The organism is Streptomyces aurantiogriseus (genome assembly GCF_014649375.1).
GTDB lineage: Bacteria > Actinomycetota > Actinomycetes > Streptomycetales > Streptomycetaceae > Streptomyces > Streptomyces aurantiogriseus.
In genome coordinates this window covers 196,361-221,237 of sequence record NZ_BMSX01000017.1, presented here as the reverse complement: position 1 = coordinate 221,237, position 24,877 = coordinate 196,361, and the positions used below count along the sequence as shown (strand labels likewise).

Below are 24,877 nucleotides of genomic sequence, written 5' to 3'. Positions count from 1 at the left end.
TCTTCGTCTCGGCGTGTCTCAGGGCAGGGGGTGGGGGGCGGCGGACCGGTGGTCGGCCAGGCGGGCGGGGCAGCCGGTGCGTTCAGGCACGGTGGTCAGACGGGGCAGGTGCCAGGTCCAGTCGTGGGTCTCGTCCATGCGGAGGTGCTGGTAGCCGGCCGGGATCACTTTCACTGCCTGCCAGCCCATCGCCGTGGTGGTGGCGGGCAGGCGGGGGGTGAGGTCGACGACGAGCGGGTCGGCGCCGTCGGCGAGGAGGGCGGCGGTGAGGTCGTCCGTGCTCACTCGACGTTCCGTCATCGGCTCCTGCGCCGGGGTGAATCCGGCGACCCAGTCGCGTACGGCGGTGCAGGCGCGGCCGGTGAGCATGTACTGGATGCGGTCGTGCTCGGTGACCACCGGGTCCGGCGCGTGGACCGGGCCGCCGTCCTGCCGGGTGGCGTCCAGCGCGGCGCGGACCTGCCAGGCCTCCTGGAGGGCGCCGAGCAGGGCGTCGTGGGGGCGGTCGGAGGCCTTCATGCCGACGGTGGCCGTCGCGCCGGGGCGGTGCGCTTCCACCAGGGAGGCGACCACGCACCACAGGCCGGGGACGGCGTTGGGGATGTACGCGAAGGTCGCCTCGATGCCCTGGTCCACGGCCCGCCGCCACAGGGTGCGGAGGGCTTCGCCGGTGGGGCGGTCGGGGGTGCCGGCCACCGCCTCGAGCGGGTCGGTGTAACTCGGGAGGCGCAACTGGCGGCCCCACGCCGTGGTGAAGGCGTCCCGCTCGACGATCTCGACGAGGGCCGAGCGCAGCGCCATGGCGCGGCCGCTGCCGGACGCGGCGCCGGACGGGGACGGGTCGAACAGCGACGCCGGTGCGGTGGTGGGCCAGTCGACCAGGCCCGCCGGGACCAGCACCGTCGCGCCGTCGCTCAGGCGCAGCGCCGGGTACCAGTCGAGGTGGGCGGTCGCCGCGTCCGGGTGGGCCAGGGCGTGGGCGTGGGCCGGGAAGGCGTCCGCGCCGAGGGCTTCGGCGGTGCCGTGTACGACGGGCAGGCGGTCGTCCGGGTGCAGGGCGCGCCGCTCGACCGCCTCGCCCGCGCCGCGCAGCAGGGCGTCGGCACGGGAGTGGCCGTTGGCGCCGGCGACGAGGGCGGAGAGGGGGACGTGGGTCTCGTCCCACCCCTCGACGGGGCGGAGGGCTACGGCCGTGCTCCACAGGGGGTTGTCGGGCTGCGGGGGGAGCAGGGAGTAGCGGGCGGCTATGCCGGTGGCGGGGGCGAGGGTACGGGGTACGTCGATCACGGCTGACCTCCGGAAACGGGGGTGTCGTCGCTGCCGGCGGCCGCGGGCTCGTTCGGGTTCGGCGTCGCGAACGGCAGTGCCTCCGCGTTGTCCTCCGCTATCGCCGTCAGCGCCAGCAGCACTCCCGCCGAACCCGTCGCGAGGTCTGTCGACAGGCGGTAGCCGTGGTCGCCGAGGAAGTCGATGCGGCCCGGCTCGGCGGCCATGGCCTCCCAGCCGAGGGCGTCGAGGTGGGCGCGGGTCTGCTCGGGGTCGTGGTGGTCGCCGGTGAGGGTGAGCAGGGCGCCTGCCCTGCCGGTGAACAGGCCGCAGGAGCTGGCGAAGTGGGAGTGGACGGTGTCCAGGAGGCGCTCATGGGCCTCGTCGAGGTCGGCGGCGGGGCGGTGCGCGGCGATCGCGCGGATCACCAGGGCGATGCCGGCGCTGCCGATCAGGCCGGGGCCCAGGCGCAGCCGGCTGTCCTCCTGGGTCAGGTCGATGGTCTCCAGGTCGGCGCGCAGCTCGGCCTCGGCGGCGTCCAGGTAGCGCTGCTCGCCGGTGCGCTCGTACAGGCGCAGCAGGAACAGGGCGTGGCCGGAGCGGCCGTAGACCAGGCCGACGCGCTTGGGGCCGGTCGTGGCGCTCTCGGGGCTGCCGATGCGGTCGGCGAGGGTGCGGGCCATGTCCAGGTAGGCCGAGGGGTCGTCGCGGCGGTCGGACAGGTGCAGGGCTGCCAGGCCCAGGCCCGACCAGCCGTTGCACAGCGAGTCGCTGACGCCGGCGACCGGTGTGGCGAAGGCGCGCTGCATCAGGGCGTCGGCCTCCTCCGGGTGGCCGAGGTGGTCCAGGGTGTACGCGATGCCGGCGAGGCCGGTGTAGAAGCCGGGGCCGTCGGTCTCGGCGTCGCGGGCGTGGTCGACGAGCCAGCGGACGTGCTCCGCCGGGGGCCGCTGTCCGGCGCGGGCCAGCGCCCACAGGACGCCCGCCGCGCCGTAGGCGAAGGTGGCGCCGCCGCCCGGCGTGAGGAACTGCATGGCGTCGCCCGGGTAGAGGCGGTCGTCGCGCCCGGGGGAGGCGGCCTCGACGATGGAGCGGGCGATGGCCTCGCGCAGGGCCGCGTCGGGGACGGCGGGCCAGGCGACGGAGAAGTCACGGCCGGCGGTCAGCACGTCCGGGCCGAGGCCCTCGGCGATCGTGGCGACCAGCGACTCGGGCAGGTCGAACTGCTCGGTGGCGACGTCGAGCAGTGTCTGCACCTTGGCCACACCCCACGGCACGATCTGCGGCAGCGGCATGAACATCGTCAGCCGCAGCACGTTCAGGGCGAACAGGTCGCAGTCCGCGCCGGTGAGGTGGTGCGGGGCGTGGAAGCCGAGCGCGCCCATCGCCTGCGGGTGGCCGTCCTCGACCGGGGTGCAGGTCTCCATGTCGATGAACGCGACCGTGTTGTCGGCCTTGAGGAGAATGTTGCCGGGGTGCAGGTCACCGAAGACGACCCCGCGCTCGTGCATCGCGGCCACGCCCGCCGACACCTGGTCGAGGATGTCCAGCGCCCAGGTGGTGTAGGCGGCGCGCGCCTCGGGCGAGTTGTCGCCGGAGGTGAAGGGGTGCCGACGGCGCAGTACGTCGATCAGCGCCTCGCCGTCGATGAACTCGCGGGCCAGGAAGCGGTGTTCGTGGCCGTCGCGGTAGTCGATCAGCGCCGGGACGGCGGGCAGGCCGGCCAGCTTGGTCAGCGCCCAGTGCTCGCGCTCCATCCGGGTGATCGCGTCGGCGCCGCTGGCGTCCAGGCCGGCCAGCGGGCGGGCCTCCTTCAGCAGGACCTCCGTGCCGGTGCGCTGGTCGACTGCGCGGTAGACGCCGCCGCCGTTGGAGAAGTGCAGCGCCTTGTGGACGCGGAACGGGAAGTTCTTCAGCGTGCCCTGCTTGCGCTTCTGGTGGGCCTCGGCGAGGAACGGCGGCAGCGTCACCCACTCCGGCGGACGGAACGCCGGGCGGCGCACGTCCGGGACCATCTCGCCCTGCGGGTTGCGGATGCCGGGGACCAGGGCGCCGTTCTCGGCGCGGGCCATCTTCAGCACGAACCCGCCGTAGCGGACGAACAGCGGGCCCTGCTGCCAGCGCAGGTCGCTGAGGATGTACGGGGCGGGGGTGCCGCCGACCAGCTCCTCCAGCTCGTGGAGGGTGCGCTCCAGGATCTCCTCGTTCGGCGGGTAGATGGTGATGAACTTGCCGCTGGCGCTGCGGTCGCCGTACTTGGAGCCGCGCCGGCCGAGGATCTCGCGGGTGGAGATGTACTTGTACATCAGCCCGTGCTCGACGCAGTACGGGGCGACGGTGTCCAGCAGCTCCGCGGCGTTGTCCGGGGACGCGGAGACGTGGATCTTCCAGCCCTGGTCGGGGACGTCGAGGTCGGGCGGGGTGCAGAACGTCCACTCTCTTCCGCGGGTCACCGTCCAGCCGGGTCCTGGGATGCGGCCCGCGTGGAAGTCCTGGTCGGTGGCGCCGTCGTGGTCGGGGGCGTCGTAGAAGAGGGAGTCCTCGCGGCAGAAGTCGAGGAAGCGGAAGTCGAGCACGGTACGTCTCCTGGCCGTTTCGGGTGGGAAGAGTGGGTGGGCGTTCGGGGCGGGCTACGGGAGGAAGGGGCTCAGGTAGGTGCGGTGGGCGACCTCCCAGAGGGGGAGGCGGCCGGTGTCCACCTCCGCGGCTCCCGTGGGCTCGTCCGGGACGCGGTCGAGGGTCAGCCGGTAGCCGGTGACCGGCAGGTCGTACGCCTCGCCGAGGGCGATCGGGAAGAAGGACGACAGGGGCGCGGTGCCGTCGGGCGCCTCGGCGCCCACGGTCGCGGTGCCCGTCGTGGGGTGCAGGACCGGGCCGTTGGCGGTCAGGGTGACCCGCTGGCCGGGCTTGATCCGGTCGGTGTCCGCGCCGTCCAGGAGCACCAGCTCGACGCCGTCGGCACGGGTGACGTACGCGGCGGAGACGGTGTGCGGGACGGGAAGGAAGAGCAGGGCGGTCGCGAGGGCGGCCAGGGCGCCGGTGACCGTGGCCACCCGGAGGCGGGCGGCCCCGGCGGCACGCACCTCACCGGCCAGCCGGCGCGCCCCGCGGCCCAGGAAGTACAGGCCGTACGACACTCCGCAGGCGGCCAGGCTGACGCCGATCCAGCCGCCGCGCCGCAGCAGGTCGATCCACAGCTGGAGCGCGGTCGACAGCAGGTACAGCGGGAAGACCATGCAGGCCAGGCCGTACCAGGTGGTCCAGCGGGTGGTCAGCTCGCGTTCGTAGCGGCCGCCGAAGAGGAGGCGGGCGATCGCGCGGCGGGCGTCGGTGATGGCGCGGTCGCGCAGGTAGGGGATGTCGGCGTGGCTCATCAGGGCGATGTAGCCGTCGAGCTTGATGAACGGCAGCAGGTTCAGCAGGCCCGTGAGGTAGCTGCCGAGGGCGAAGAAGACGAGCGTGGTCTTCAGGCCCCCTTCGGCCAGCGGCCAGGCGGCGAGGGCGGCGGCGCCGGCGAGGAAGGTCTGCACGGCCGGGCCCGCGAGGGCGACATGGACGCGCTGGCGGCGTTGCGGCAGGCGCCAGGCGTCGGAGACGTCGCAGAAGAACGCCGGCATCAGGTAGAAGAGCATGATCCCGATCCGGGAGGGGCGGCCGCCGTAGCGGATCAGGGTGGCCGCGTGCCCCAGCTCGTGGATCGAGGTGCCGGCGATCAGTCCGACGAGGACGCCCAGGTAGGTGAGGGGCGAGAGCGGGCCGGAGAGCGAGCCCTGCACGTACGTGTTCTGCACGGCGAGCGCGGCGAGGCCGGCCAGCGCGGTCAGCAGGGCGGCGCCGATCAGGTACCGGTTGCCGAGGCGGACGAACAGGGGCTGCAGGGACTGCATCGCGCGGCCCGGCCGCAGCAGCGTGAACTGGAAGGTGAACGGCGGGACCAGCTTGAGGCGGCCTTCGCGGCGGGGCGCCTTCATCTCGCCGTCGTCGATCAGGCCGAGCTCGTCCAGGCGGCGGACGGCGAAGCCGACCATGGCGGCGGACCAGGTGCCGCCCATCAGGCGGGCCAGCTCCGCGTGGTCGCGCTCGCCGTCGAAGTGCTGGGCGAGACCGGCGACATCGGGGCTCACCCGGATGTAGCGCGGGCCACGCTGCAGCACCCAGGTGCCGCCGTCGCCCATGGGCGGGTGGATCTCGGTGCCCGGTGCGCGGTTCGGCCGCTGCGTGTGCGCGGCAGGCGCAGCGGGTGATGCGGTGGTGGCGCTCACGGTGGGTTCCTCACGGGTCGGTTGGTCTTCTTAAGGGGGGCGCCCCCCGCCTCGGCCCAGCTCATTCCTTTGCCGGAAGCAGGGCCGAGGCAGGATCTGCGATCACGCCGTTGCGTGCCGAAGACCTAGTGAGGGCTGCTCACTGGGGGTCGCGTTCCCTTGGTGCGGGGCTCGATCAGGTGAGGGCGATCGAGGTGGCGACGGCGGAGGAGACGCCCGCGCCGATGGAGACGCCGGTCCAGAAGCCGGGGGCCTCCAGCGCTTCGAGCTCCTGCATCTCGAGCTCGACGTTCTCGACGGCGGTCTCGGCGGGGATGTCCTTCTTGATGTCGGCCATGACGGCTTCCCTTTCTTCTCGGGCTGTTCTTCTCGGGCTGTACTTCTTGGGGTGTTGCAGAGGTGCGGGGCTCGATCAGGTGAGGGCGATCGAGGTGGCGACGGCGGAGGACACGCCGGCCCCGATGGAGACGCCGGTCCAGAAGCCGGGGGCCTCCAGGGCCTCGAGCTCCTGCATCTCGAGCTCGACGTTCTCGACGGCGGTCTCGGCGGGGATGTCCTTCTTGATGTCGGCCATGACGGCTTCCCTTCGTTGGGTGCTGGTGGTGTGGGTGTGGGTGTGGGCCTGGATCAGGTGAGGCTGAAGGCGACCGAGACGACCGAGATGCCGACGCTGACGCCCGCGGAGGTCGCCCAGCCCGGGGCCTCCAGGGCCTCCAGCTCCTGCATCTCCAGCTCCGAGTCGGCGGCGACGGCCTGCAGCTCGGTCTCGACGATGTTGTTCTCGCTCATGGGTTTCTCCCTTGAATCGGTTGGTGGTTGACGGTCGAGGGGGGTGTGGATCAGGTGAGGCTCCAGGCGACGGAGACCAGCGAGATGCCGACGCTGACGCCCGCGGAGGTCGCCCAGCCCGGGGCCTCCAGCGTCTCCAGCTCCTGCATCTCCAGCTCGGAGACGGCCAGGTCCTGCAGCTCGGTCTCGACGATGTTGTTCGTGTTCTCGCTCATGTGTTTCTCCTCGGTGTCGGGTCCCGGAGGGTCCGGGACCGCGTTCGGTGGGTTTCCGTCACGGGCGCCGGGCGGCGTCCGTGCGGGTCTGGGGGCCTCGGGCGACGGGGGACGGTGCGCCCGAGGCCGGCTCGGTGGCCTCGGTGAGGAGCGCGCGCACATCGGCGGCGCTCAACTCGTCGAGGATGGGGAGGCCCGCTCCCCAGCCGCGCATGATGCGCGTGGTGGCCCGGTCGATCAGGCCGGTGTCGGCGCGCACCTCGCGGTCGACGCGCCAGTCGCGCATCAGCTGGAGCAGGCCGGCCGCCGGATCGTCGGACAGCCAGGGGGCTGCCGTGCGCAGGCTCGTCCACAGGCGGTGGATACGGGCGGGGCTGCCCAGCCGGGTGTCACCGGCGAGGGTGTGCCGCCACAGCACCGGCCACAGGGCGGAGACCGTGCGCATCTTGGCCAGGTTCAGGGTGGTGGACAGCTCGTTGGCCATCGCCCAGCACTTCACGGCGTAGGGGCTGCGGCCGATGTTGATCCGGCCGATCTGGCTCTCGCCGCTCAACTCGGCGATGCGCAGCCGTAGTTCGGCGGGCACGGGCCGGTGTTCGGCGCGCAGGGCGGCGACTTCGTACCCGGCGACGACCAGACGGGCGGCCAGGGACTCCACCTCGGCGTCCTGCTCGGGGAGTTCGGTGGGGTCGCCGGCGTACGGGCTGACCGTGCGGAAGAGGGCTTCCAGGACGCCGTCGGCGATCAGCTCGCCGGGCAGGGTCTCGGTGGCCTCCGGCGCCCACAGGGCCGCGATCGGCCGTAGACAAGGGCCGGTGGCGAGGAGTTTGCCGCCGTCGCGCTCGAAGCAGGCGACCGTGCCGAGTTCGCTGCCCGTGCCGAGAGTGGTGGGGACGGCGAGGACGCGGGCACTGGAGCCGAGCGCGGCCGGCAGGACCAGGAAGCCGCTGCGTTGCGGGGCGGTGAGGTAGCGGGGGAAGTCGGGGTGGCGGGCGGACAGGGCGGCCAGTTTGGCGAAGTCGAGGGTGGTGCCGCCGCCGATGCCGACGACGAGCTCGTCCGGGGCGAGCAGGGCGGCCGACTCAGCGACCGCGTCCAGGCCGGTGGGGCCGTCCAGGGCGACGAGTGCCGGGGTGATGCCGACGGCCTCGACCTGAGCGAGGATCCCCGTGGTCACGGGCTGTTCGGCGACCGCGGGGTCGGTGACGACGGTGACGGCTCGGGTGCCGTCCTTCCGCAGCCAGCCGGCCAGCTGGTCGATGCCGCGCAGCGGGGGTGCCGGGGGGACGAACTCGGGCCGGATCACTCCCTTGCGGACCTTCGCCGGCCGCGCGGTGCGGTGCCGGGTGCGGGTCGCGGCGGCGGTGGTCTCGGTGGGCACGGCAGCTCCTTGTGCTCTGCGTCGGATACGGTGGGGTGACCTGCCTCGGCCCAGCTCATTCCTTTGCCGGAAGTGGGGCCGAGGCAGGGTTGGCGGCCGGTGCGAACCCCCGGTTCGCCGGGGGCGGTTGGGCCGCCGGGGTTCGGCGGGGTACGGCGGGCGCGGTGGCGTACGGCGGGGTACGGCCGTGTACGACGGCGTAGGGGCTCAGGTCGCGACGACGACCGAGACGCTGACCGCGGTGCCGATCGAGACGCCGGTCCAGAAGCCGGGGGACTCCAGGGCTTCCAGTTCCTGCATCTCCAGCTCGCTGGCGTCGGTGGAGAACTCCTCGGTGGCGAACTGCTCGGCCTGGGACTTGGCGGTGTTCTGCTCGCTCATGGGTGCTGTTTCCTTAGGGAGTCGGTGCGGTTTCGGAGTTCTCAGGCGGCCGGTGCGGCCGTGGGCAGCAGGGCGTCGATCCCTGCCTCGACGCAGGCCATGAGCTCGTCGACCTCGGCGTCGGAGTACGTCAGGGACGGCACGAGCTGGATGCCGGCGGGGCCGGGGTGGACGATGGCGCCGGCCTTGCGGATCGCGGCGACCAGGTGGGCCACGCCGGGCGGTGAGAGCCGGTGGCCGCCGGGGCCGCCGATGTGCAGGGTGTGGAAGCAGCCGCGGCCGGAGGAGCCGGTGACCAGCGGGTGCCGTTCGACGAGGTCGGCGATGGCCGCTTCGAGGCGGGCGGCGACCCGGCGGCCGGCGACGACCGCGTCCAGGCGCCGCATCTCGGCGATGGCCGCGCTGATCGCCGCGGACGGGATCGAGGTGCCGCCCTGGGTCTCGGCGTGGGTGAGGATCGCGTCGTGGCCGGTGAAGGCGTCGGCGATCTCCTGCGAGAAGACGACCGCCGAGGCGGGGCAGGTGCCGTTGGTCAGGCCCTTGGAGGAGAGCAGGACGTCGGGCCGGCCGGGCCAGGTCTGCGAGGCGAAGAAGGTACCGGTGCGGCCGAAGCCGGTGGCGACCTCGTCGGCGACCAGCAGGAACCCGGTCTCGTCGCGCAGCCGGACGAGTTCGGCGAGGTAGTCGTCGGTCAGCGGGACCGTCCCGGTGCCGAGGACCGGCTCGACCACGACGGCCGCGATCTGCTGCCCGCTGCGGGCGATCAGGTCCCGCAGCTCGCCCACGTCGTTGGGCGTGACATGGCGGATCAGCCGTTGGTCCACGCCGTACACGCGCTGGCCGAGGTCCTCGCCGGTGAGGGCGAAGCCGCCGAAGGTCAGACCGTGGAAGCTGCCGCGCAGGGCGACCACGAGAGTGCGCTGCGGGCGGCCCCGCAGGGCGTGGTAGTGGCGTACGAGCTTCATCGCGGCGTCATTGGCGACGCCTCCGCCGGTGGAGAGCAGGACCCGGCCGTAGTGCTCGGGGCCGCACACCTGCAGCAGGTCGTCGGCCGCCTTGCGGGCGTAGGTGTTCTCGAAGCGGAAGGAGTGCAGGTAGGAGCCGTTCGCGGCGGCCTCGGCGACGGCGGCGGCGATCGCCTCGTTGCCGTAGCCGATCTGCACGTTCCACAGACCGCTGTCGGCGTCGAGGACCTCGCTGCCGTCGGCGAAGGTGATGCGGTGACCGCGGGCGCTCACCGCGCAGTTGGCGTCGTTGCCGTGCGTGCTCGGCGGGATCAGGTAGGGCCACAGGGCGCTGCTCATCGGGCGGCCACCGCCTTCAGCAGCGTCACGCGGTGGCGGTCGCCCATGCCGGTCAGCGGCCGGCGACCGGCCACCGTCAGCCCGGCCTCGGCGAGCTCGGCCTCGATGGCGGCGATGCTCATCGTGCCGACCTCGTCGACGCAGACCGTGACCGGACCGTCGGCGGCGGGCTCGGTGGGTGCGATGGTGACGTACCGGTGGGCGGCGCCGGCCGGCCAGTACTCGTACAGGTCGTACGACGTGCCGCTCGCACCCCGCACTCGGGAGTGCACCTCGGTCGGTGCCTCGTCGTCGGCGCGTTCCATCACGGAGACCAGGAACTGTCCGCCCGGGGCGAGATGGGCGGCCACCGACCGGTACAGGCCGGCCCGGCCCTCGGCGTCGAGCAGGGAGAGGGACGTGGTGCCCAGGACGATGTGGCCGAAGCCGCGGCGCAGGTCGAAGGCGGACATGTCGGCCTGGACGACCGTGCAGCGCTCGCGCATCGAACGCGGGGCCTTGGCCAGCCGTGCCCTGAGCAGGTCGAGCATGTCGGCGGACAGGTCGAGGGCGGTGACCTCGCGTCCGGTGGCCAGCAGCGGGAGGGTGAAGCGGCCGGCTCCGGCGGCCAGGTCGAGGACGGGGCCCTCGGCGCCGGTGCGGACGGCGGCCACGATGTCGCCGATCTCGAAGCCGTCGGCGGCGGCGAGGTCGTCGTAGACGGGGGCGCCCAGGGTGTCGTAGAGGCCGCAGATCCGGGCGCGGTCGCCGAGGGCGGTGACGCGCTCGCCGCCGAGGCCGGGCGGGAGGGTGAGGACGGTCATCGGGCACCTGCCGGTATGCGGGTGGTGGGGGTGCCCAGGGGCAGTCCGCGGTCGGTGAAGAAGGCGCGGACCTGGTCCTGGACGTGGACGGGGAGGGAGCCGGTGGCGGTGTCGTCGGTGCTGTCGGTGGGGTCGGTACTGCCGGTGGTACCGGTCAGGAGGCGCTCGACGGCGGCGGCGAAGGCGTGGTCGACGGCGAACACACGGCTGCCGGCGACGACGTAGGCCTGTTCGGTGTTCCACAGCACCAGCGGGAGCGCGGCGTCGCGCAGATCGGCGTCACCCGTGGCCGCGCTCGTCAGTCGGTGGCCGAAACCGGAGACCTTCAGGCCACCGATGTCCTGTGCGGTCAGCGCCCGCAGTGCCTTGACGGCGGCCAGGTAGCGGCCGAGGAACGGGCGGGTCTGCAGAGCCGCGGTGCGCGCCTCCTCGGGTACGGCCGCGCCCAGGCTCACCGCGCAGGGGGCCTCGCTGGCCGCGTTGACGTGCTCGTAGCGGGTGACGAGGGTCGGCAGGTCGTCGCCGACCGTGCCCAGCGGGGAGCCGGACGGCGAGGTGGAGATCCGGCCCTCGGCGTCGACGTACAGGCGCAGGGCGGGGCCGTCGGTGTCGCGGGGGCCGCCGAGCGCGGCCGTGTCGGCGAGCAGGACCGCCGGCGTGATCAGGAACTCGGGGAAGACGCCCTCGTGCAGAGCGCGGTCGGCGTCGGCGACGAAGGCGGAGAAGTCCTCCAGGCCGAAGACGCGGATCAGGGTGGGGCCGAGGACGGACATGTACGCGCTGGAGGCGTAGTCCTGGGTCTGCAGGTAGAAGTCCTCGCCCAGGGCGAAGTCCGCGCCGGGGTCGGCAAGGGATCCGCCGTAGGGGATCGTGCTCCCGGTCGCCTCCCCCGTGCCGGGGACGAAGACGAGCGTGCCGGGGCCGGCCAGGCCGGAGGCGGTGACGGCGTCGAGGTGGCGGGCGTCGGCGAGGACGATCGTGGCGACGGAGCCCTCGGGGACGGAGGCCGGTCGGCGGCCGCCGGAACCCCACGACATGATGTGGTCCTTCGCGCGTCTGCGCGTGGGTGTGTCCATGGCTGTCTTGTCCTGCTTGTCCTGTGGTGTGGGCCGGTGGTCTGGGAAGGGGCTGCGGGCAGCGCTGTGAGAGTGGCCGGGGGCTGGGGCCAAGGGGCCGGGGCCAAGGGGTTGGCGTGCGGGACCGGAGTCCGGGGCCAGGGGCCGGGAGCTAGACGGCGGTGCGGAGGATCTCCGTGAGGTCGCCGATCGCCTCCTGGGCGCCGAACATCTTGTGGACGCCGGTGGTGTTGAGGACGATCTCGTCGACGCCGGCCTGCCGGTACTCGTCGAGCCGTTTGACGACCGTGTCGAGGTCCCCGGTGACGAAGGCGCCCACGTCGACCGCGCCGCGTGCGACGGCGTGCACGTCCTGGCCGTCGATCTCGACGCCGGCCCGCCGGAGCATGTCCAGGTAGTGCGGGGCCTGCAGATGGGCGTAGTTGCTCGCCAGTGCGAGCCGTTCGGGCGCGGTGTCCTCCCGCTGGAGGCCGACCGGGACCATGGCGACGATGCGCGGGCGGTCGGTGCGGCCGGCCCGGGCCATGCCCTCCTCGACCGCGGGCAGCAGCACCTCGCGCAGGTAGGAGGGCGGGGTCAGCCAGGTGATGACGGCGTCGGCGACCTCGCCGGCGAGCCGCGCCATGCCCGGCCGCAGGACACCGAGTCCGACGTCCACGCGGGGGGCGGCGGCCGGCGCGAGCTGCGCCTGGAAGGCGTACTCCGGACCGTCCATCCGCACCAGTTCCCCGTCGAGCAGCCGGCGCACGGCCGTCACGTACTGACGGGCGGCGGCCAGCGGCTTCGGGTACGGCGCTCCCAGCATGTTCTCCTGGAAGGCCGGGGCGCCCGGGCCGAAGCCGGCGATCACCGGGTGGCCGGTGGCCAGCGCCACCGAGCGGGCCTGGTTGGCGGCCTCGAAGGGGTGCCGCAGCGGCATCAGGGTCACCCCGAAGCCCACCGGGACGCGGAACCCGGCTCCGGCCGCCCCGACGAAGGTCTGGTGGGGCTCCAGGAGCATCGACTGTCCCTGCCAGAGCCGTACGGCGGGCGTCCAGTTCACCAGGCCCGCGAACGGCAGCGTCTGCTCCAGGCGGCGCGGCACGAACGGGATAAGAACCGAATAGTCCGTCATAGCGGCATATATCTCTCTCGTTTGAGGGCAGGGGAGGTCCTGGGCGGGTGGGGTGGGGTGGTGGTGCGGCGCGGTGGTGCTGTGGCGCGGTGGTGGTGCGGCGCGGTGGTGCTGTGGGGTCTGGCGGGCGGGCCTTGGTCAGGGGCCCGCCGGCGTCGGTGTGGTCCCGGTCAGTGGCAGGCAACCTAGTCGCGCGGCGCGACGCCCCAGTCGTGGTTGTCGAGGGTGTCGACGACCGGGTCCAGGACGCCGCCGGGGAGCGAGGGGAGGTGGGGCAGCGCCGGCACACCGGGGAGCTTCGGCAGCTTCGGCAGCTTCGGCAGGCCGACGGAGGCCGGCGCCGTCTGGTGGTGCGCCGCGGGCCGGGGCTCGGCGGCCTGGGCGGTGCCCTGGGCCGTCAGAGCGAGGGCACCGGCGGCGAGCAGCGTCGCGGCGGCGCGGACACCGGTGCGGACGAGGCGGGTGGCGGCCTTGGTGCCGGCGGCAGAGCGGTTCATGATTTTCCCCCTGAAAAGCGAATGCTTCTGTTCTCTCCGCAAGTGGTCTGTTCCTTGCGGTCTTGCCTCCTTGCGAGAACAACTCTGCCGTTCCGTCCGCCCCCAAACGAGACGCAGACCGTGCAACTTGCTGCGGCCCGCCCGTGCCGTTTCCTGCACGCGACGAGGCAACCGACGGGTGAAGCACACGAGCGTGGCGCCATGGAGGTAACCCGAGGTATCTCTTGGTGGCGAGATCAACAACAGGTCGTGCGCAGGGGGAACCATGACGCAACCAAGTCTTCAATTCCTTGGTGTGGGCAGAGAGGAGGAAGCTGCCTACCGCCGGCTCCTGCGGGACGGCGCGACGGACCCTGACCAGGCCGTCGCCGACGTCTCCCGGGAGATCGCCGACCAGCTCGTCGAGCTGGGGATCGCCACCCGCACCCACACCGGGGCGGTGCGGCCCGTACCGCCGGCGCGGGCCGTGGAGCGGCTCATCGAGCGCCGACTCGACCGGCTGCGGGGCGAGTTGGAGGACGCCGCCGAGGCCGACGGCATCGTGGACTCGCTGCGCGCGGAGCGGGAGGCGGTGACCGCGCTGCCGTCCGCGCCGTCGGAGGCGCCGACCGTGCAGCAGATCGAGGGCATGGAAGCCGTCCGGGCCGTCATCGACGAGCTCACTTTCTTCGCCCGCACCGAGAGTCTGACCACCAATCCCGGCGGCATCATCACGCCCGAGTCCGCGGACTTCTCCCGGCCGATCGATCTGCGGATCCTGCGGCGGGGGGTGCGGATGCGGACGCTCATGGCCGCGCCCGCGCTGGACGACCCGACCACGCTGTCCTATCTGCGTGAGCTCGCGGCGAAGGGGGCGGAGATACGGATCTCCCACCAGCCCCTGGAACGCATGATCATCTGCGATCGGTCGGCCGCTCTCACGCCCATCGATCCGGCCGACACCTCCAAGGGCGCGCTGCTCACCCGCGAGCCGGGCCTTGTCGCGACCCTCGTCACCCTCTTCGAGAGGATGTGGGCGATGGCGCAGGAGCTGCCCGCGCAGGACGACGAGCTGCTCAGTGAGATCGAGCGGCGCATTCTGCGGACCTTGTACGCCGCTGACAAGGACGAGAGCGGGGCGCGGGATCTGGGGATCTCCGTGCGGACGTATCGCAAGCATGTCGCTTCGCTGATGGTGCGGCTGCAGGCGACGAATCGGTTCCAGGCGGCGTTGCTGGCTCGGGAGCGGGGGTGGTTCTGAGGGGGCGGTGCCTGCGGGGGTGGGGTGCCTGCGGGTGGTGGGTGGCTGGTGCGCCTGCGGTGCGTGGGTGGGTCGGGGTCGTGGCGGTGCGGCGAGCCCGTCGCGTGTTGGGCGTACGGCTGCCTGCTGCCACAGTCCGAGTTGGCTGTGACGAGCTGAGCGACGGGCTCCAGCCGCACCGCCACGACCCGCTCCCGCCGTCGTGCGGGCGCGGGCGCGTGGGGCTTGGGGCCGTTTCCGGGCGTGTTCCGCGCCGTCACTGCCCCCGTGCTGCGGCGGCTGCGGGAGGGTTGTGGGTGTTGTCGTGCGCCGACGGGGCGTCGGCAAAGGGGGTGTCGGGGTGGGCGTAGCTTTGGTGTATGACGAAGTACGGTTCATTTCCCGGTACGCGTCCTCGGCGGCTGCGGACCACCCCTGTGATGCGGCGCATGGTCGCCGAGACCCGGTTGCATCCGGCCGACTTCATCCTGCCCGCGTTCGTGCGGGAGGGCGTGAGTGAGCCGGTGCCGATCCAGGCCATGCCGGGGGTCGTGCAGCACAGCCGGGACAGCCTGAAGAAGGCCGCGCTGGAGGCGGTGGAGGCCGGGGTCTCCGGGATCATGATCTTCGGGGTGCCGGAGGAGGCGAACAAGGACGCCCTCGGGACCGCCGGGACCGATCCGGACGGCATTCTTCAGGTCGCTCTGCGGGATGTGCGTGCCGAGGTCGGGGACGACCTGCTCGTCATGTCCGACTTGTGTCTGGACGAGTTCACCGATCACGGGCACTGCGGGGTTCTCGACGCCGAGGGGCGGGTCGACAACGACGCCACCCTCGAGCGGTACGCCGAGATGGCGCAGGTGCAGGCCGACGCCGGGGCCCATGTGGTGGGGGCCAGCGGGATGATGGACGGGCAGATCGGCGTCACCCGCGACGCCCTCGACCAGATCGGGCGGGAGGACGTGGCCATCCTCGCCTACACCGCCAAGTACTCGTCCGCCTTCTACGGGCCCTTCCGGGAGGCCGTGGGGTCCTCGCTGAAGGGTGATCGGAAGACGTACCAGCAGGACCCGGCCAATGTGCGGGAATCGATGAGGGAGTTGGCTCTTGATCTGGAGGAAGGGGCCGACATGGTGATGGTGAAGCCGGCCGGCCCTTATCTCGACATCCTGGCCCGGGTCGCCGACGCCGTGGACGTGCCGGTCGCCGCCTACCAGATCTCCGGCGAGTACTCGATGATCGAGGCCGCCGCCGAGAAGGGCTGGGTCGACCGCGACCGGGCGATCCTGGAGACGCTGACCGGTATCAAGCGGGCCGGTGCGCAGAACATCCTCACCTACTGGGCGACCGAGGTCGCCCGGAAGATCCGGTAGTCACCGGCCGAGGACGTCGTCACCTACGAGTTCCCGCTCGGCGGTTCCGCGTGGGAGCGGGCCGGGGCCTCGCCGAGCCCGTAGGTGCCCGACTCGGACGGGCCCTCGTCGCGCAGGCCCTCGCCGTCGTGGCACGCCGTGAGGGTGAGGGCGGCGGCGCAGGTGAGGGCGGCGGCGAGGAGGCGGGCGCGGTGACGGGTGGGGGTGGCTTGCTTGGGCATGGGGTCAGCCTGGCCGTACGGCTGCCCTGGGGGCCACCGTCGGCGGGGAATTCGGGACGCTGATGCGGTCCCACCCCCGCTGACCTGCGAGAACGGCGTCGCCCTGGGACGGGATCCGGGACGCCCCGATCCGGTTCCGTCCCGTCAACTGCCCTTCCCCGCTGGCTTTGCCGCCGCCCTCGCCGCCAACCCGCGCGGCTACCGCTACCGGGACATCGACGACGACATCAACGTCTACGGAGCGGCCGGCGCCAAGGCGTGAGCGCTGTCCACATCCCAGAAATCCAGGTGTAGACAGCAGGTATTTCCCTAGGGTGCGGGCATGACTGTCGCATCCGTGGCCGCACTCGCCTCCACACCGGGTTCCGCACCCGCCTCCGTCCCTCCGCTCGCCGCGCGGGCGCGGGCCATCGGTGGCTCGCCCGTGCGGGACATCCTCGCCGTCACCGCGCGCCCCGAGGTGATCAACTTCGCGGGCGGGCTGCCCGCGCCCGAACTGTTCGACCGGGAGGGCGTCGCCGCCGCCTTCCGGCAGGTGCTGGAGGAGACGCCCGGCCGTGCCCTGCAGTACGCCACCACCGAGGGCGAGCCGGCGCTCCGCGAGCGGCTCGCGCAGCGGATGGCGGCGCGGGGGTTGCCGACGAACGCCGACGACCTCCTCGTCACCACCGGCTCGCAACAGGCGCTGTCCCTCCTCGCCACCGCCCTGCTCGACCCCGGCGACACCGTCCTCGTCGAGGACCCCTGCTACCTCGCCGCCCTCCAGGTGTTCGGCCTCGCGGGAGCGCGGGTCGTCGCCGTGCCGGGCGACGCGGACGGCCCCGACCCGGAGGCCCTCGCCGACCTGGTCGTCCGCGAACGCCCCAAGTTGCTCTACACCGTCCCCACCTTCCAGAACCCGACCGGCCGCACCCTCCCCGCCGAGCGCCGCGCCGCCCTCGCCACCGTCGCCGCCCGCCACGGCCTGTGGATCGTCGAGGACGACCCCTACGGCGAACTCCGCTACGACGGTGAGCGCGTCCCCTGGATCGCCGCCCACCCCGACGCCCGCGACCGGACCGTGCTCCTCGGCTCCTTCTCCAAGGTGATGGCCCCCGGCCTGCGGCTGGGCTGGCTGCGCGCCCCGGTGGAGCTACGGCGGGCCTGCGCGGTCGCCAAGCAGGCGGCCGACCTGCACACGCCGACCGTCAACCAGCTCGCCGCCGCTCGCTACTTGGCCGACACCGACCTCGACGCGCACGTCGCCCGCGTCGCCGCCGTCTACCGTGAGCGACGGGACGCCATGCTCACCGGCCTCCGCGAGGCCCTCCCCGAGGGCTCGGCCTGGAACCGCCCCGAGGGCGGCATGTTCCTCTGGGTCCGCCTTCCGGAGACGTACGACACCGCCGCCCTGCTCCCTCGGGTGGTTCAGGAGGACGTGGCGTACGTCCCCGGCGCCCCCTTCTACGCCGGCGAGCCCGACCGCTCGACCCTGCGGCTCTGCTTCGTGACGCAGACGCCGGAGGAGATCGGGGAGGGGCTGCGCAGGCTGGGGCGGGGGCTCAGGGGCGTCGCCTAGGGCGGGCCGTCAGTCCCACCAGAAGGACCAGGCGTGCTCGCCGATCAGCTCCTCGGCGTAGGCGCGCAGGGTGTCCGGGCCGTCGCCGTTCCGGGCGAGGTTGTCCGGGCAGAAGGCGAAGTGCTCCGCCGCCACCGCTTCGGCCTCGGCCAGGGTGGCCGGCGGGGCCGCGACCGACACGGTCAGGGTGTCGAAGCCGAGCGCCACCACCCGTATGCCGAAGCGGTCCTCCCAGGAGCGGAGGACCGCGCAGAGGCGGGCCACGTCGTTCTCGTGGTTCAGCGGGCCGGTCCAGCCGATGGCGGCCGGGATGTCGGCGGAACGGCGGGCCGGGACCAGGGCGAGGTGCGGTTCCTCGAGCCACGTCCGTGTGCCGTCCGTCAGCGAGTCGGCGATCTGCGCTGCGCGCGCGTCCGGGGTGGCGGTGGGCGAAGCGGCGGGCGCGAGACCCGGCCAGTCGGGGCCGAACGGCTCGATCTCCTCGGCCAGTTCCTCCTCCGCGTTGTCCTCCCAGTACTCCGCGAGGACGTCGTCGGGGTCGTGGTCCCCGGGGTACGACATCTCGCCGGGCATCAACTCCCAGTCCGCCAGTCCGCCTTGTGGACCGCCCACGTCCACGAGCACGGGCAGCATCCCCACTCGTGCGGTCTGCGCGCCCAGGGCGTTCCATGTGCCGGGCGCGGCCTCCTTGTCCGCGTGCCACAGCAACGGCTCATGCCACGGACCCTCGTCCGTGGTGTCGATCAGCCGCCCCGGCGGCAGTTGGAGCCCCAGGGACCGCCCACTCGGGTCGGACGCCAGCTTGGGCAGCGGGTTGGGAAGAGTCGCCATGCCGGTGACTGTAGGGGCAGGCACTGACATTCGGGAGCGCGCCGGGAACTCCGAACGGCAACGCCACTGGTCACCCGTAGTGGCGGCCTGTCGCCGAGCCTCTTGCGGCCGTCAGCCGCAGCGCTTCGCGCGTCGGCGCCGCCAGAAGTGCGTCAGCCAGATGCCCAGGCCGATGAGCGGGAGGACGACGAGGGCCGGCAGGACCACCCCCGCCCCTCCGACCAGCAGCAAGCCGATCAGCGCCTCACCGATCGTGGGGTCGTCCGCGCCGCCCAACTGCCGCTCCTCGCACTCGTGTTCTCACGCCCTTGAAGGGGTGGGACGCGCGAGTGCGAGGAGTCGGTTGCGGTCCGGTGGGCCGCGTCAGAGCTTCTCGGGCGTCCGGATGCCCAGCAGGGCCATGCCCTGGTGCAGCGTGCGGGCCGTCAGGTCGACCAGGAACAGGCGGTTCTCGACCTGCTCCGGGGTGTCCGCCTTCAGGACCAGGCACTGGTCGTAGAAGGCGGTCAGGTGAGAGGCCAGCTGGTAGAGGTACGCGGCGAGCTTGTGGGGCTCGTGGGACGCCGCGACCTCCAGGATCGTCTCGCCGAACTGGTCGAGATGCAGGCCCAACGCCCGCTCCGCCGGGGCCAGTTCCAGCTCCGGGTGGGCGACCGGGCGAGCCTCGCCGGACTTGCGGAGGATGGACTGGATCCGGGCGTACGCGTACTGGAGGTAGACGGACGTGTCGCCGTTGAGCGAGACCATCTGGTCCAGGTCGAACTTGTAGTCCCGCACCGCCGACGTCGACAGGTCGGCGTACTTGACCGCGCCGATGCCCACGTACTGGCCGTTCTCGACGATCTCCTGCTCCGTCAGGCCCACCTTCTCGGCCTTCTCGCGGACCACCGCCGTCGCGCGCTCCACCGCCTCGTCGAGGAGGTCGACCAGCTTGACCGTCTCGCCCTCACGGGTCTTGAAGGGCTTGCCGTCCTTGCCGAGGACCGTGCCGAAGGCGAGCTGGAAGGCCTTGACGCCGTCGCCCAGCCAGCCGGCCCGCCGCGCCGTCTCGAAGACCATCTTGAAGTGCAGGGACTGGCGGGCGTCGACCACGTACAGCAGCGACTGCGCCTTGAGGTTGAAGACGCGGTCGCGGATCGCCGACAGGTCCGTCGCCGCGTAGCCGTAGCCGCCGTCCGACTTCTGCACGATCAGCGGGACCCGGTTGCCGTCCGGGCCCTTGACGTCGTCGAAGAAGACGCACAGGGCGCCCTCGGAGCGGACCGCGACACCCGACTCCTCCAGGAGGCGGCAGGTCTCGGCCAGCATGTCGTTGTAGCCGGACTCGCCGACGATGTCGGGGTCCCGGATCTCCATGTCCAGCTTCTCGAAGACGGAGAAGAAGTAGATCTTCGACTCGTCGACGAACTTCTGCCACATGGCGAGCGTGTGCGGGTCACCGGCCTGGAGGTCCACGACACGGCGCCGCGCCCTCGTCTTGAACTCCTCGTCGGCGTCGAAGAGCTTGCGCGCGGCCTTGTAGAGGCGGTCGAGGTTCGACATCGCCTCCTCACCGCTGACCTCGGACTCCTTGTGGTCCAGCTCGTGCGGGTGCTCGTCCAGGTACTGGATGAGCATGCCGAACTGGGTGCCCCAGTCGCCGATGTGGTGCCGGCGGACCACCGTCTCGCCGGTGAACTCCAGCAGCTGGACCATCGCGTCGCCGATCACCGCCGACCGCAGGTGGCCTACGTGCATCTCCTTCGCCACGTTCGGCTGCGCGTAGTCGATCACCGTCGTCCCCGGCGCGTCCGCGTACGGAACACCCAGCCGGCCGGTGTCCGCGTACCGCGCCGCGAGGTTCTCGATGATCGCCCGGTCGGAGATCGTCACGTTCAGGAAGCCGGGGCCGGAGACCTCGATGTCCTTGATCACATCACCGGTGACGACCTGGGAGACGACCTGCGTCGCCAGCTCCCGCGGGTTGGCCTTCACCTTCTTCGCCAGGGCGAGGATCCCGTTGGCCTGGAAGTCCGCCCGGTCGCTGCGTCGCAGCAGCGGGTCTGCGTCGACGGCCTCCGGCAGGGCTGCCGAGAGGGCGGACGCGAGGCGCTGGTGGACAGAAGCGCTGAGGGACGTGACCGAGGCCATAGGAGTGGGTGCCGTTCTCCTCGTGGGGATGGATAGACACGCCCAGTATCCCATGGGGGGTAAAGCGGTTTTCCCGGGCGCACGGTGGTCTGGGAGAATGGTCCGGCCGGAACCTTCCGGCGACGGTTGCACTCAAACCGTCGGACGAACCCCTCAGACGAACCCCTTCAGTCAAGCCTTCAGAACAAGAGGACGTGCCGATCGTGGCTCAGAGCACCGAGACCACCGACTGGGTCTCCCGTTTCGCGGATGAGGTCATCGAGGAGTCGGAGCGTCGGGCCCCGGGCAAACGGGTGGTCGTCGCGTCCGGCCTCTCCCCCTCCGGCCCCATCCACCTCGGCAACCTCCGCGAGGTCATGACCCCCCACCTCGTCGCCGACGAGATCCGCCGGCGTGGGTACCAGGTCCGGCACCTGATCTCCTGGGACGACTACGACCGGTACCGCAAGGTGCCGGCGGGCATCGCCGGGGTCGACGACTCCTGGGCCGAGCACATCGGCAAGCCGCTGACCTCCGTCCCGGCCCCCAAGGGCTCGGCGTACCCGAACTGGGCCGAGCACTTCAAGGCCGCCATGACCGAGTCGCTCGCCGAGCTGGGCGTGGAGTTCGACGGCATCAGCCAGACCGCGCAGTACACCTCCGGGGTCTACCGCGAGCAGATCCTGCACGCCATGCGGCACCGGGGCGATATCGACGCGATCCTCGACCAGTACCGGACCAAGAAGGCCCCCGCGAAGAAGCAGCAGCAGAAGCCGGTCGACGAGGCCGAGCTGGAGGCCGCCGAGGGCTCGGGCGCGGCGAGCGAGGACGACGGCAGCTCCGGCTCCGCCGGGTACTTCCCGTACAAGCCGTACTGCGGCAACTGCGAGAAGGACCTCACCACCGTCACCTCCTACGACGACGACAGCACCGAGCTGACGTACGCCTGCAACGCCTGCGGCTTCTCCGAGACCGTCCGGCTGAACGAGTTCAACCGCGGCAAGCTGGTCTGGAAGGTCGACTGGCCGATGCGGTGGGCGTACGAAGGGGTCGTCTTCGAGCCCTCCGGCGTCGACCACTCCTCGCCGGGATCCTCCTTCCAGGTCGGTGGCCAGATCGTCGGCATCTTCGGCGGGAAGCAGCCGATCGGGCCGATGTACGCCTTCGTCGGCATCAGCGGCATGGCGAAGATGTCGTCCTCGCGGGGTGGCGTGCCCACCCCGGCCGACGCGCTGAAGATCATGGAGCCGCAGATCCTGCGGTGGCTCTACGCCCGGCGCAGGCCCAACCAGTCCTTCAAGATCGCCTTCGACCAGGAGATCCAGCGGCTCTACGACGAGTGGGACAAGCTGGACGCGAAGGTCGCGGACGGCTCTGCCCTGCCGGCCGACGTGGCCGCCCACTCGCGCGCGGTACGGACCGCCGGCGGGGACCTTCCCCGTACGGCCCGGCCGCTGCCGTACCGGACGCTCGCCTCCGTCGCCGACATCACCGCCGGGCACCAGGACCAGGCGCTGCGGATCCTGTCCGACCTCGACCCGGACAACCCGCTCGGCTCGCTCGACGAGGCCCGGCCGCGGTACGACAGGGCCGAGGCCTGGATCAACACGCACGTGCCCGCCGACCAGCGGACCATCGTGCGCGACGAGCCCGACACCGAGCTGCTGAAGTCCCTCGACGAGGCGTCCCGGCAGTCGCTGCGGCTGCTGCTCGACGGGCTGGAGTCGCACTGGTCGCTGGACGGGCTGACGCATCTCGTCTACGGCGTGCCCAAGGTGCAGGCCGGGTTCTCCGCGGACGCGACGCCCAAGGAGCTGCCGGCGGAGATCAAGACCGCTCAGCGGACCTTCTTCGCGCTGCTGTACCACCTGCTGGTGGGGCGGGACACGGGTCCGCGCCTGCCCACGCTGCTGTTGGCTGTGGGGCAGGAGCGGGTGCGGACCCTGCTCGGGGAGTAAGTCGCTCGACACGAGGAGGGGGCGTCCGGTGTTCGCCGGGCGCCCCCTCCTCGTATGCGTTACGGCATGTGCGCGTTGCGGCAGGTGTGCGTCACGCGATGTGGTCCTCTTCCAGTTCCGCCGAGTGGCGCTGCTGGAAGCGTTCCGCGAGGGCCTTCAGGGCGCTCGGGCTCAGCGTGGTGCCGTAGGTCGCCTGGATGTTGTCGCCGAGGACGCGGGGCGTGGGGTAGCTGCCGTCTATCGACTGGCGGAACACCTGGTAGTAGGCGTCCTCGTCCGGTTCCGGGGTGCCGCCGCCCTCACCCAGCTCACGGGTGCGGCCGGGGGCCACCGGGATCGGGAAGCTGCCGGTCTCCTCCGGAGCGGGTTCCTGGGCGGGGGGCTCTTCTTCGTACTGCTCCCGGTACTCCTCGGCCTGCTGCTGCTCCTCGTACCACTGGGCGTACTGCTCCGAGGGGTCGTACGTGGGGTCGTAGCCGCCCTGGTACGGGACGGTGTGCGGGGTTCCCTGGAACCAGGGGCTTTCTTCGGGCCCGGGGCCGTATCCCGGTTGCCCGGCGTTGAGGCCGGGGGGTGGGACGGGGCGCTGCCCGCTGAGGGGTGCCGCTTCCTGTGGGACGGGCGCCGCCCCAGCGGCACGATGGCCCGCGGCGGCGGGGGCGCCGGCCGCATCCGCCGCGAGGGAGGCGGCGGCTGCGGTGGGTGCGCCTGCCGTGAGCGCCGGGTTCGTCGTGGGGGTCGGCGTCAGCTCCTGCTGGGGGGCCGGCGGGAGCAACGCCGGCTCTATGCCCGCCGCCGCCAGGCCCGCCGGGGCCGTGTCCGCCAGGGGGACGCCGTACTTGGCCAGGCGCAGGGGCATCAGGGACTCCACCGGGGCCTTCCTGCGCCAGGCCCGGCCGAAGCGGGAGCGGAGCCTCGCCTGGTAGACGAGACGTTCCTGCTCGAGCTTGATGACCTGGTCGTAGGAGCGGAGCTCCCACAGCTTCATGCGGCGCCACAGGAGGAACGTGGGGACCGGGGAGAGGAGCCAGCGGGTGAGGCGGACGCCCTCCATGTGCTTGTCGGCCGTGATGTCGGCTATGCGGCCGATGGCGTGCCGGGCCGCCTCGACGGAGACCACGAAGAGCACCGGGATGACCGCGTGCATACCGACGCCCAGCGGGTCCGGCCAGGCGGCGGCGCCGTTGAACGCGATCGTCGCCGCCGTCAGCAGCCAGGCCGTCTGGCGCAGGAGGGGGAAGGGGATACGGATCCACGTCAGCAGCAGGTCCAGCGCGAGCAGCACACAGATGCCCGCGTCGATACCGATCGGGAAGACGTAGGAGAAGTTCCCGAAGCCCTTCTTGAGGGCCAGCTCGCGGACAGCCGCGTAGGAACCGGCGAAGCCGATCCCGGCGATGATCACGGCGCCGGTCACGACCACGCCGATGAGAACGCGGTGCATCCGAGTCAGCTGGATTGGCGCGGCCACCCCTACTCCCCTCCCGTTGCGTGTTGGTGCGCGCAACAGGGTGACACACGTGTGCGGCGCACGTGTTGCCGGTACGTCAGCTCTTCTTGGAAGCCGAGGCGGACGGCGAGGCGGAAGGGGAGGCGGAGGAGGACGCGGACGGGGACGCCGTCGACGACTTGCCCGGGGACGGGCTCGTGGTCGAACCGCCGCCCGCAGCCTCGCCGTTGGTCCCCTCGCCGTTGGCCGACTGGACCGCCGCGACCGCCTCCTTGGCCGCCTTCTCCGCCGCCTTCGTCAGGGTGTCCGCGCTCGGCGTCTTCTCGCCCGCCAGACCCGCCCCGTTGTAGTCGACGGTCACGACGACGTTCTCGACCCGCGTCACGACCGTCTGCTGCTTGAAGGCGCCTTCCTTCTTCTTCAGGTCGTAGCGCACGGTCGTCGCCTCGTCGCCCGTCCCGGCGAGCGCCTGCGTCTTCGCGTTCGTCGCGCCCGTCACCGCCTGGGCGTCCTGGATCTGCTTCGTGTAGTACTCCTGCGCCTGCTGCTCGCCGGAGCCGCTCGCCGCGTCCGACTCGAAGCGCAACAGGGAGACGTTCATCCAGCGGAACTGCGAGCCCTTCACACCGTTGTTGTCCAGGCTGGACCAGGAGCAGGAGGCCCGGGTGGCGGTGTCGCTCGACGTGCCCTCCTTGCCCTTCGTCCCCTTCGGCACCAGCTCGGTCAGCGTCTTCTTCGACAGCACCGCACACGGTTCGGGCAGCGACTGGTACGCAGCCGCCTGCACGGTGGGCGCGGCGCTCACGGTGGCGCCGGCGTTGGTGTCGGCGCCGGCCTTCTGCGAGTCGTCGCCGGAGCCGGATCCGGAGTCCGAGGAGCAGCCGGCGGCGATCAGCATCACGGGGAGTGCGGCTGCCGCGGCGAGGAGGCGGTTCAGGCCTCCGGCACGCTTCGTACGCTGGTCACGCTGGTCGTCTCGCTGGGCTCGTCGCTGCATGGTTCCTTCACTCATGACGCTCGTGGTTCCTGCGGTCGGATCGGTCCGAGGGGCCACGGTACGCGGTGAAGAA

At 72.1% G+C, this 24,877-nt stretch carries 25 protein-coding genes; 5 read left to right on the top strand and 20 right to left on the bottom strand.

Features of this window, described 5'->3' with window-relative positions; translation table 11 throughout:
* Nucleotides 1-18 precede the first annotated feature (18 nt).
* The 14 genes from IE263_RS32075 to IE263_RS32010 form a co-directional block, all read right to left on the bottom strand.
* Complete coding sequence (locus IE263_RS32075) at nucleotides 19-1,287, bottom strand: YcaO-like family protein (RefSeq protein WP_189941336.1); 1,269 nt, start codon at nucleotides 1,285-1,287, stop codon at nucleotides 19-21.
* Nucleotides 1,284-3,842 (bottom strand): class III lanthionine synthetase LanKC, encoded by a 2,559-nt coding sequence (gene lanKC / locus IE263_RS32070; RefSeq protein ID WP_189941335.1) that lies wholly within the window; start codon nucleotides 3,840-3,842, stop codon nucleotides 1,284-1,286. The genes IE263_RS32075 and lanKC overlap by 4 nt, the downstream gene beginning before the upstream one ends.
* A gap of 54 nt (nucleotides 3,843-3,896) precedes the next feature.
* A complete protein-coding gene (gene mpaP / locus IE263_RS32065; protein ID WP_189941334.1) occupies nucleotides 3,897-5,528 on the bottom strand; it encodes a daptide biosynthesis intramembrane metalloprotease in 1,632 nt (543 codons plus the stop codon).
* A gap of 175 nt (nucleotides 5,529-5,703) precedes the next feature.
* Nucleotides 5,704-5,865, bottom strand: a complete 162-nt coding sequence (locus IE263_RS32060) for a daptide-type RiPP (RefSeq protein ID WP_189941333.1) — start codon at nucleotides 5,863-5,865, stop codon at nucleotides 5,704-5,706.
* 75 nt (nucleotides 5,866-5,940) lie between these two features.
* Complete coding sequence (locus tag IE263_RS32055; protein ID WP_189941333.1) at nucleotides 5,941-6,102, bottom strand: daptide-type RiPP; 162 nt, start codon at nucleotides 6,100-6,102, stop codon at nucleotides 5,941-5,943.
* Between the two features lie 53 nt (nucleotides 6,103-6,155).
* Nucleotides 6,156-6,317 carry a daptide-type RiPP gene (locus IE263_RS32050; protein ID WP_189941332.1) on the bottom strand — a complete coding sequence of 54 codons (162 nt, stop codon included), beginning with the start codon at nucleotides 6,315-6,317 and terminating at the stop codon, nucleotides 6,156-6,158.
* 50 nt (nucleotides 6,318-6,367) lie between these two features.
* Nucleotides 6,368-6,532, bottom strand: a complete 165-nt coding sequence (locus tag IE263_RS32045; protein WP_189941331.1) for a daptide-type RiPP — start codon at nucleotides 6,530-6,532, stop codon at nucleotides 6,368-6,370.
* A gap of 58 nt (nucleotides 6,533-6,590) precedes the next feature.
* A complete protein-coding gene (gene mpaC / locus IE263_RS32040) occupies nucleotides 6,591-7,913 on the bottom strand; it encodes a daptide-type RiPP biosynthesis dehydogenase (protein WP_189941330.1) in 1,323 nt (440 codons plus the stop codon).
* A 207-nt stretch (nucleotides 7,914-8,120) separates the two neighbouring features.
* Complete coding sequence (locus IE263_RS32035; protein ID WP_189941329.1) at nucleotides 8,121-8,294, bottom strand: daptide-type RiPP; 174 nt, start codon at nucleotides 8,292-8,294, stop codon at nucleotides 8,121-8,123.
* A gap of 41 nt (nucleotides 8,295-8,335) precedes the next feature.
* The gene (gene mpaD / locus IE263_RS32030; RefSeq protein ID WP_189941328.1) at nucleotides 8,336-9,598 is read right to left on the bottom strand and encodes a daptide-type RiPP biosynthesis aminotransferase; all 1,263 of its coding nucleotides are present in this window, start codon (nucleotides 9,596-9,598) and stop codon (nucleotides 8,336-8,338) included.
* Nucleotides 9,595-10,401, bottom strand: coding sequence for a daptide-type RiPP biosynthesis methyltransferase (mpaM, locus tag IE263_RS32025; RefSeq protein ID WP_189941327.1), 807 nt, complete (start codon nucleotides 10,399-10,401; stop codon nucleotides 9,595-9,597). Before mpaM ends, mpaD begins: the two co-directional genes overlap by 4 nt.
* Nucleotides 10,398-11,477: a daptide biosynthesis RiPP recognition protein gene (gene mpaB / locus IE263_RS32020; RefSeq protein WP_189941326.1), complete on the bottom strand. Its 1,080-nt coding sequence runs from the start codon at nucleotides 11,475-11,477 to the stop codon at nucleotides 10,398-10,400. The genes mpaM and mpaB overlap by 4 nt, the downstream gene beginning before the upstream one ends.
* A 151-nt stretch (nucleotides 11,478-11,628) precedes the next feature.
* Nucleotides 11,629-12,591, bottom strand: a complete 963-nt coding sequence (locus tag IE263_RS32015) for an LLM class flavin-dependent oxidoreductase (RefSeq protein WP_189941325.1) — start codon at nucleotides 12,589-12,591, stop codon at nucleotides 11,629-11,631.
* Between the two features lie 185 nt (nucleotides 12,592-12,776).
* Nucleotides 12,777-13,088, bottom strand: a complete 312-nt coding sequence (locus tag IE263_RS32010) for a hypothetical protein (RefSeq protein WP_189941324.1) — start codon at nucleotides 13,086-13,088, stop codon at nucleotides 12,777-12,779.
* 295 nt (nucleotides 13,089-13,383) lie between these two features.
* Between IE263_RS32010 and IE263_RS32005 the strand changes: the two genes are divergently transcribed.
* Entirely contained in the window at nucleotides 13,384-14,328 is a 945-nt protein-coding gene (locus IE263_RS32005) for a LuxR C-terminal-related transcriptional regulator (protein ID WP_189941323.1), read from the top strand.
* Between the two features lie 359 nt (nucleotides 14,329-14,687).
* Nucleotides 14,688-15,680, top strand: a complete 993-nt coding sequence (gene hemB, locus IE263_RS32000; RefSeq protein ID WP_189941322.1) for a porphobilinogen synthase — start codon at nucleotides 14,688-14,690, stop codon at nucleotides 15,678-15,680.
* Nucleotides 15,681-15,703: 23 nt separating this feature from the next.
* On the opposite strand, the gene IE263_RS31995 is transcribed toward hemB, so the two are convergent.
* Nucleotides 15,704-15,901 (bottom strand): hypothetical protein, encoded by a 198-nt coding sequence (locus IE263_RS31995; RefSeq protein ID WP_189941379.1) that lies wholly within the window; start codon nucleotides 15,899-15,901, stop codon nucleotides 15,704-15,706.
* Between IE263_RS31995 and IE263_RS31990 the strand changes: the two genes are divergently transcribed.
* Complete coding sequence (locus IE263_RS31990; protein ID WP_189941321.1) at nucleotides 15,900-16,163, top strand: hypothetical protein; 264 nt, start codon at nucleotides 15,900-15,902, stop codon at nucleotides 16,161-16,163. The two genes, IE263_RS31995 and IE263_RS31990, sit on opposite strands and share 2 nt — an antisense overlap.
* Before the next feature lie 60 nt (nucleotides 16,164-16,223).
* Entirely contained in the window at nucleotides 16,224-17,459 is a 1,236-nt protein-coding gene (locus IE263_RS31985; protein ID WP_189941320.1) for an aminotransferase-like domain-containing protein, read from the top strand.
* Nucleotides 17,460-17,468: 9 nt separating this feature from the next.
* Here the strand turns inward: IE263_RS31985 and IE263_RS31980 are convergent, their stop codons facing one another.
* The 3 genes from IE263_RS31980 to argS form a co-directional block, all read right to left on the bottom strand.
* Nucleotides 17,469-18,290, bottom strand: a complete 822-nt coding sequence (locus tag IE263_RS31980; protein ID WP_189941319.1) for a DUF4253 domain-containing protein — start codon at nucleotides 18,288-18,290, stop codon at nucleotides 17,469-17,471.
* A 111-nt stretch (nucleotides 18,291-18,401) separates the two neighbouring features.
* Nucleotides 18,402-18,566, bottom strand: a complete 165-nt coding sequence (locus tag IE263_RS31975) for a hypothetical protein (protein WP_189941318.1) — start codon at nucleotides 18,564-18,566, stop codon at nucleotides 18,402-18,404.
* An 87-nt stretch (nucleotides 18,567-18,653) separates the two neighbouring features.
* On the bottom strand, nucleotides 18,654-20,420 hold the full coding sequence (argS, locus tag IE263_RS31970; protein ID WP_189941317.1) for an arginine--tRNA ligase: 1,767 nt from the start codon (nucleotides 20,418-20,420) through the stop codon (nucleotides 18,654-18,656).
* Between the two features lie 194 nt (nucleotides 20,421-20,614).
* On the opposite strand from argS, the gene lysS reads away from it, so the two are divergent.
* Nucleotides 20,615-22,357 (top strand): lysine--tRNA ligase, encoded by a 1,743-nt coding sequence (lysS, locus tag IE263_RS31965; RefSeq protein ID WP_189941316.1) that lies wholly within the window; start codon nucleotides 20,615-20,617, stop codon nucleotides 22,355-22,357.
* Between the two features lie 91 nt (nucleotides 22,358-22,448).
* Here the strand turns inward: lysS and IE263_RS31960 are convergent, their stop codons facing one another.
* Both IE263_RS31960 and IE263_RS31955 read right to left on the bottom strand, forming a co-directional pair.
* Nucleotides 22,449-23,828 (bottom strand): DUF2637 domain-containing protein, encoded by a 1,380-nt coding sequence (locus IE263_RS31960; protein WP_189941315.1) that lies wholly within the window; start codon nucleotides 23,826-23,828, stop codon nucleotides 22,449-22,451.
* Between the two features lie 76 nt (nucleotides 23,829-23,904).
* On the bottom strand, nucleotides 23,905-24,819 hold the full coding sequence (locus tag IE263_RS31955) for a DUF3558 family protein (RefSeq protein ID WP_189941314.1): 915 nt from the start codon (nucleotides 24,817-24,819) through the stop codon (nucleotides 23,905-23,907).
* Nucleotides 24,820-24,877 lie beyond the last annotated feature (58 nt).

Coding starts and splice junctions, on each gene's coding strand:
- mpaM (WP_189941327.1), bottom strand. CDS start 10,401: ATGACCGTCCTCACCCTCCCGCCCGGCCTCGGCGGCGAGCGCGTCACC.
- IE263_RS32055 (WP_189941333.1), bottom strand. CDS start 6,102: ATGGCCGACATCAAGAAGGACATCCCCGCCGAGACCGCCGTCGAGAAC.
- IE263_RS31980 (WP_189941319.1), bottom strand. CDS start 18,290: ATGGCGACTCTTCCCAACCCGCTGCCCAAGCTGGCGTCCGACCCGAGT.
- IE263_RS31955 (WP_189941314.1), bottom strand. CDS start 24,819: ATGAGTGAAGGAACCATGCAGCGACGAGCCCAGCGAGACGACCAGCGT.
- IE263_RS32050 (WP_189941332.1), bottom strand. CDS start 6,317: ATGAGCGAGAACAACATCGTCGAGACCGAGCTGCAGGCCGTCGCCGCC.
- IE263_RS32015 (WP_189941325.1), bottom strand. CDS start 12,591: ATGACGGACTATTCGGTTCTTATCCCGTTCGTGCCGCGCCGCCTGGAG.
- IE263_RS31985 (WP_189941320.1), top strand. CDS start 16,224: ATGACTGTCGCATCCGTGGCCGCACTCGCCTCCACACCGGGTTCCGCA.
- hemB (WP_189941322.1), top strand. CDS start 14,688: ATGACGAAGTACGGTTCATTTCCCGGTACGCGTCCTCGGCGGCTGCGG.
- IE263_RS32060 (WP_189941333.1), bottom strand. CDS start 5,865: ATGGCCGACATCAAGAAGGACATCCCCGCCGAGACCGCCGTCGAGAAC.
- IE263_RS32045 (WP_189941331.1), bottom strand. CDS start 6,532: ATGAGCGAGAACACGAACAACATCGTCGAGACCGAGCTGCAGGACCTG.
- mpaD (WP_189941328.1), bottom strand. CDS start 9,598: ATGAGCAGCGCCCTGTGGCCCTACCTGATCCCGCCGAGCACGCACGGC.
- IE263_RS31990 (WP_189941321.1), top strand. CDS start 15,900: ATGGGGTCAGCCTGGCCGTACGGCTGCCCTGGGGGCCACCGTCGGCGG.
- IE263_RS32010 (WP_189941324.1), bottom strand. CDS start 13,088: ATGAACCGCTCTGCCGCCGGCACCAAGGCCGCCACCCGCCTCGTCCGC.
- argS (WP_189941317.1), bottom strand. CDS start 20,420: ATGGCCTCGGTCACGTCCCTCAGCGCTTCTGTCCACCAGCGCCTCGCG.
- IE263_RS31995 (WP_189941379.1), bottom strand. CDS start 15,901: ATGCCCAAGCAAGCCACCCCCACCCGTCACCGCGCCCGCCTCCTCGCC.
- IE263_RS32035 (WP_189941329.1), bottom strand. CDS start 8,294: ATGAGCGAGCAGAACACCGCCAAGTCCCAGGCCGAGCAGTTCGCCACC.
- mpaB (WP_189941326.1), bottom strand. CDS start 11,477: ATGGACACACCCACGCGCAGACGCGCGAAGGACCACATCATGTCGTGG.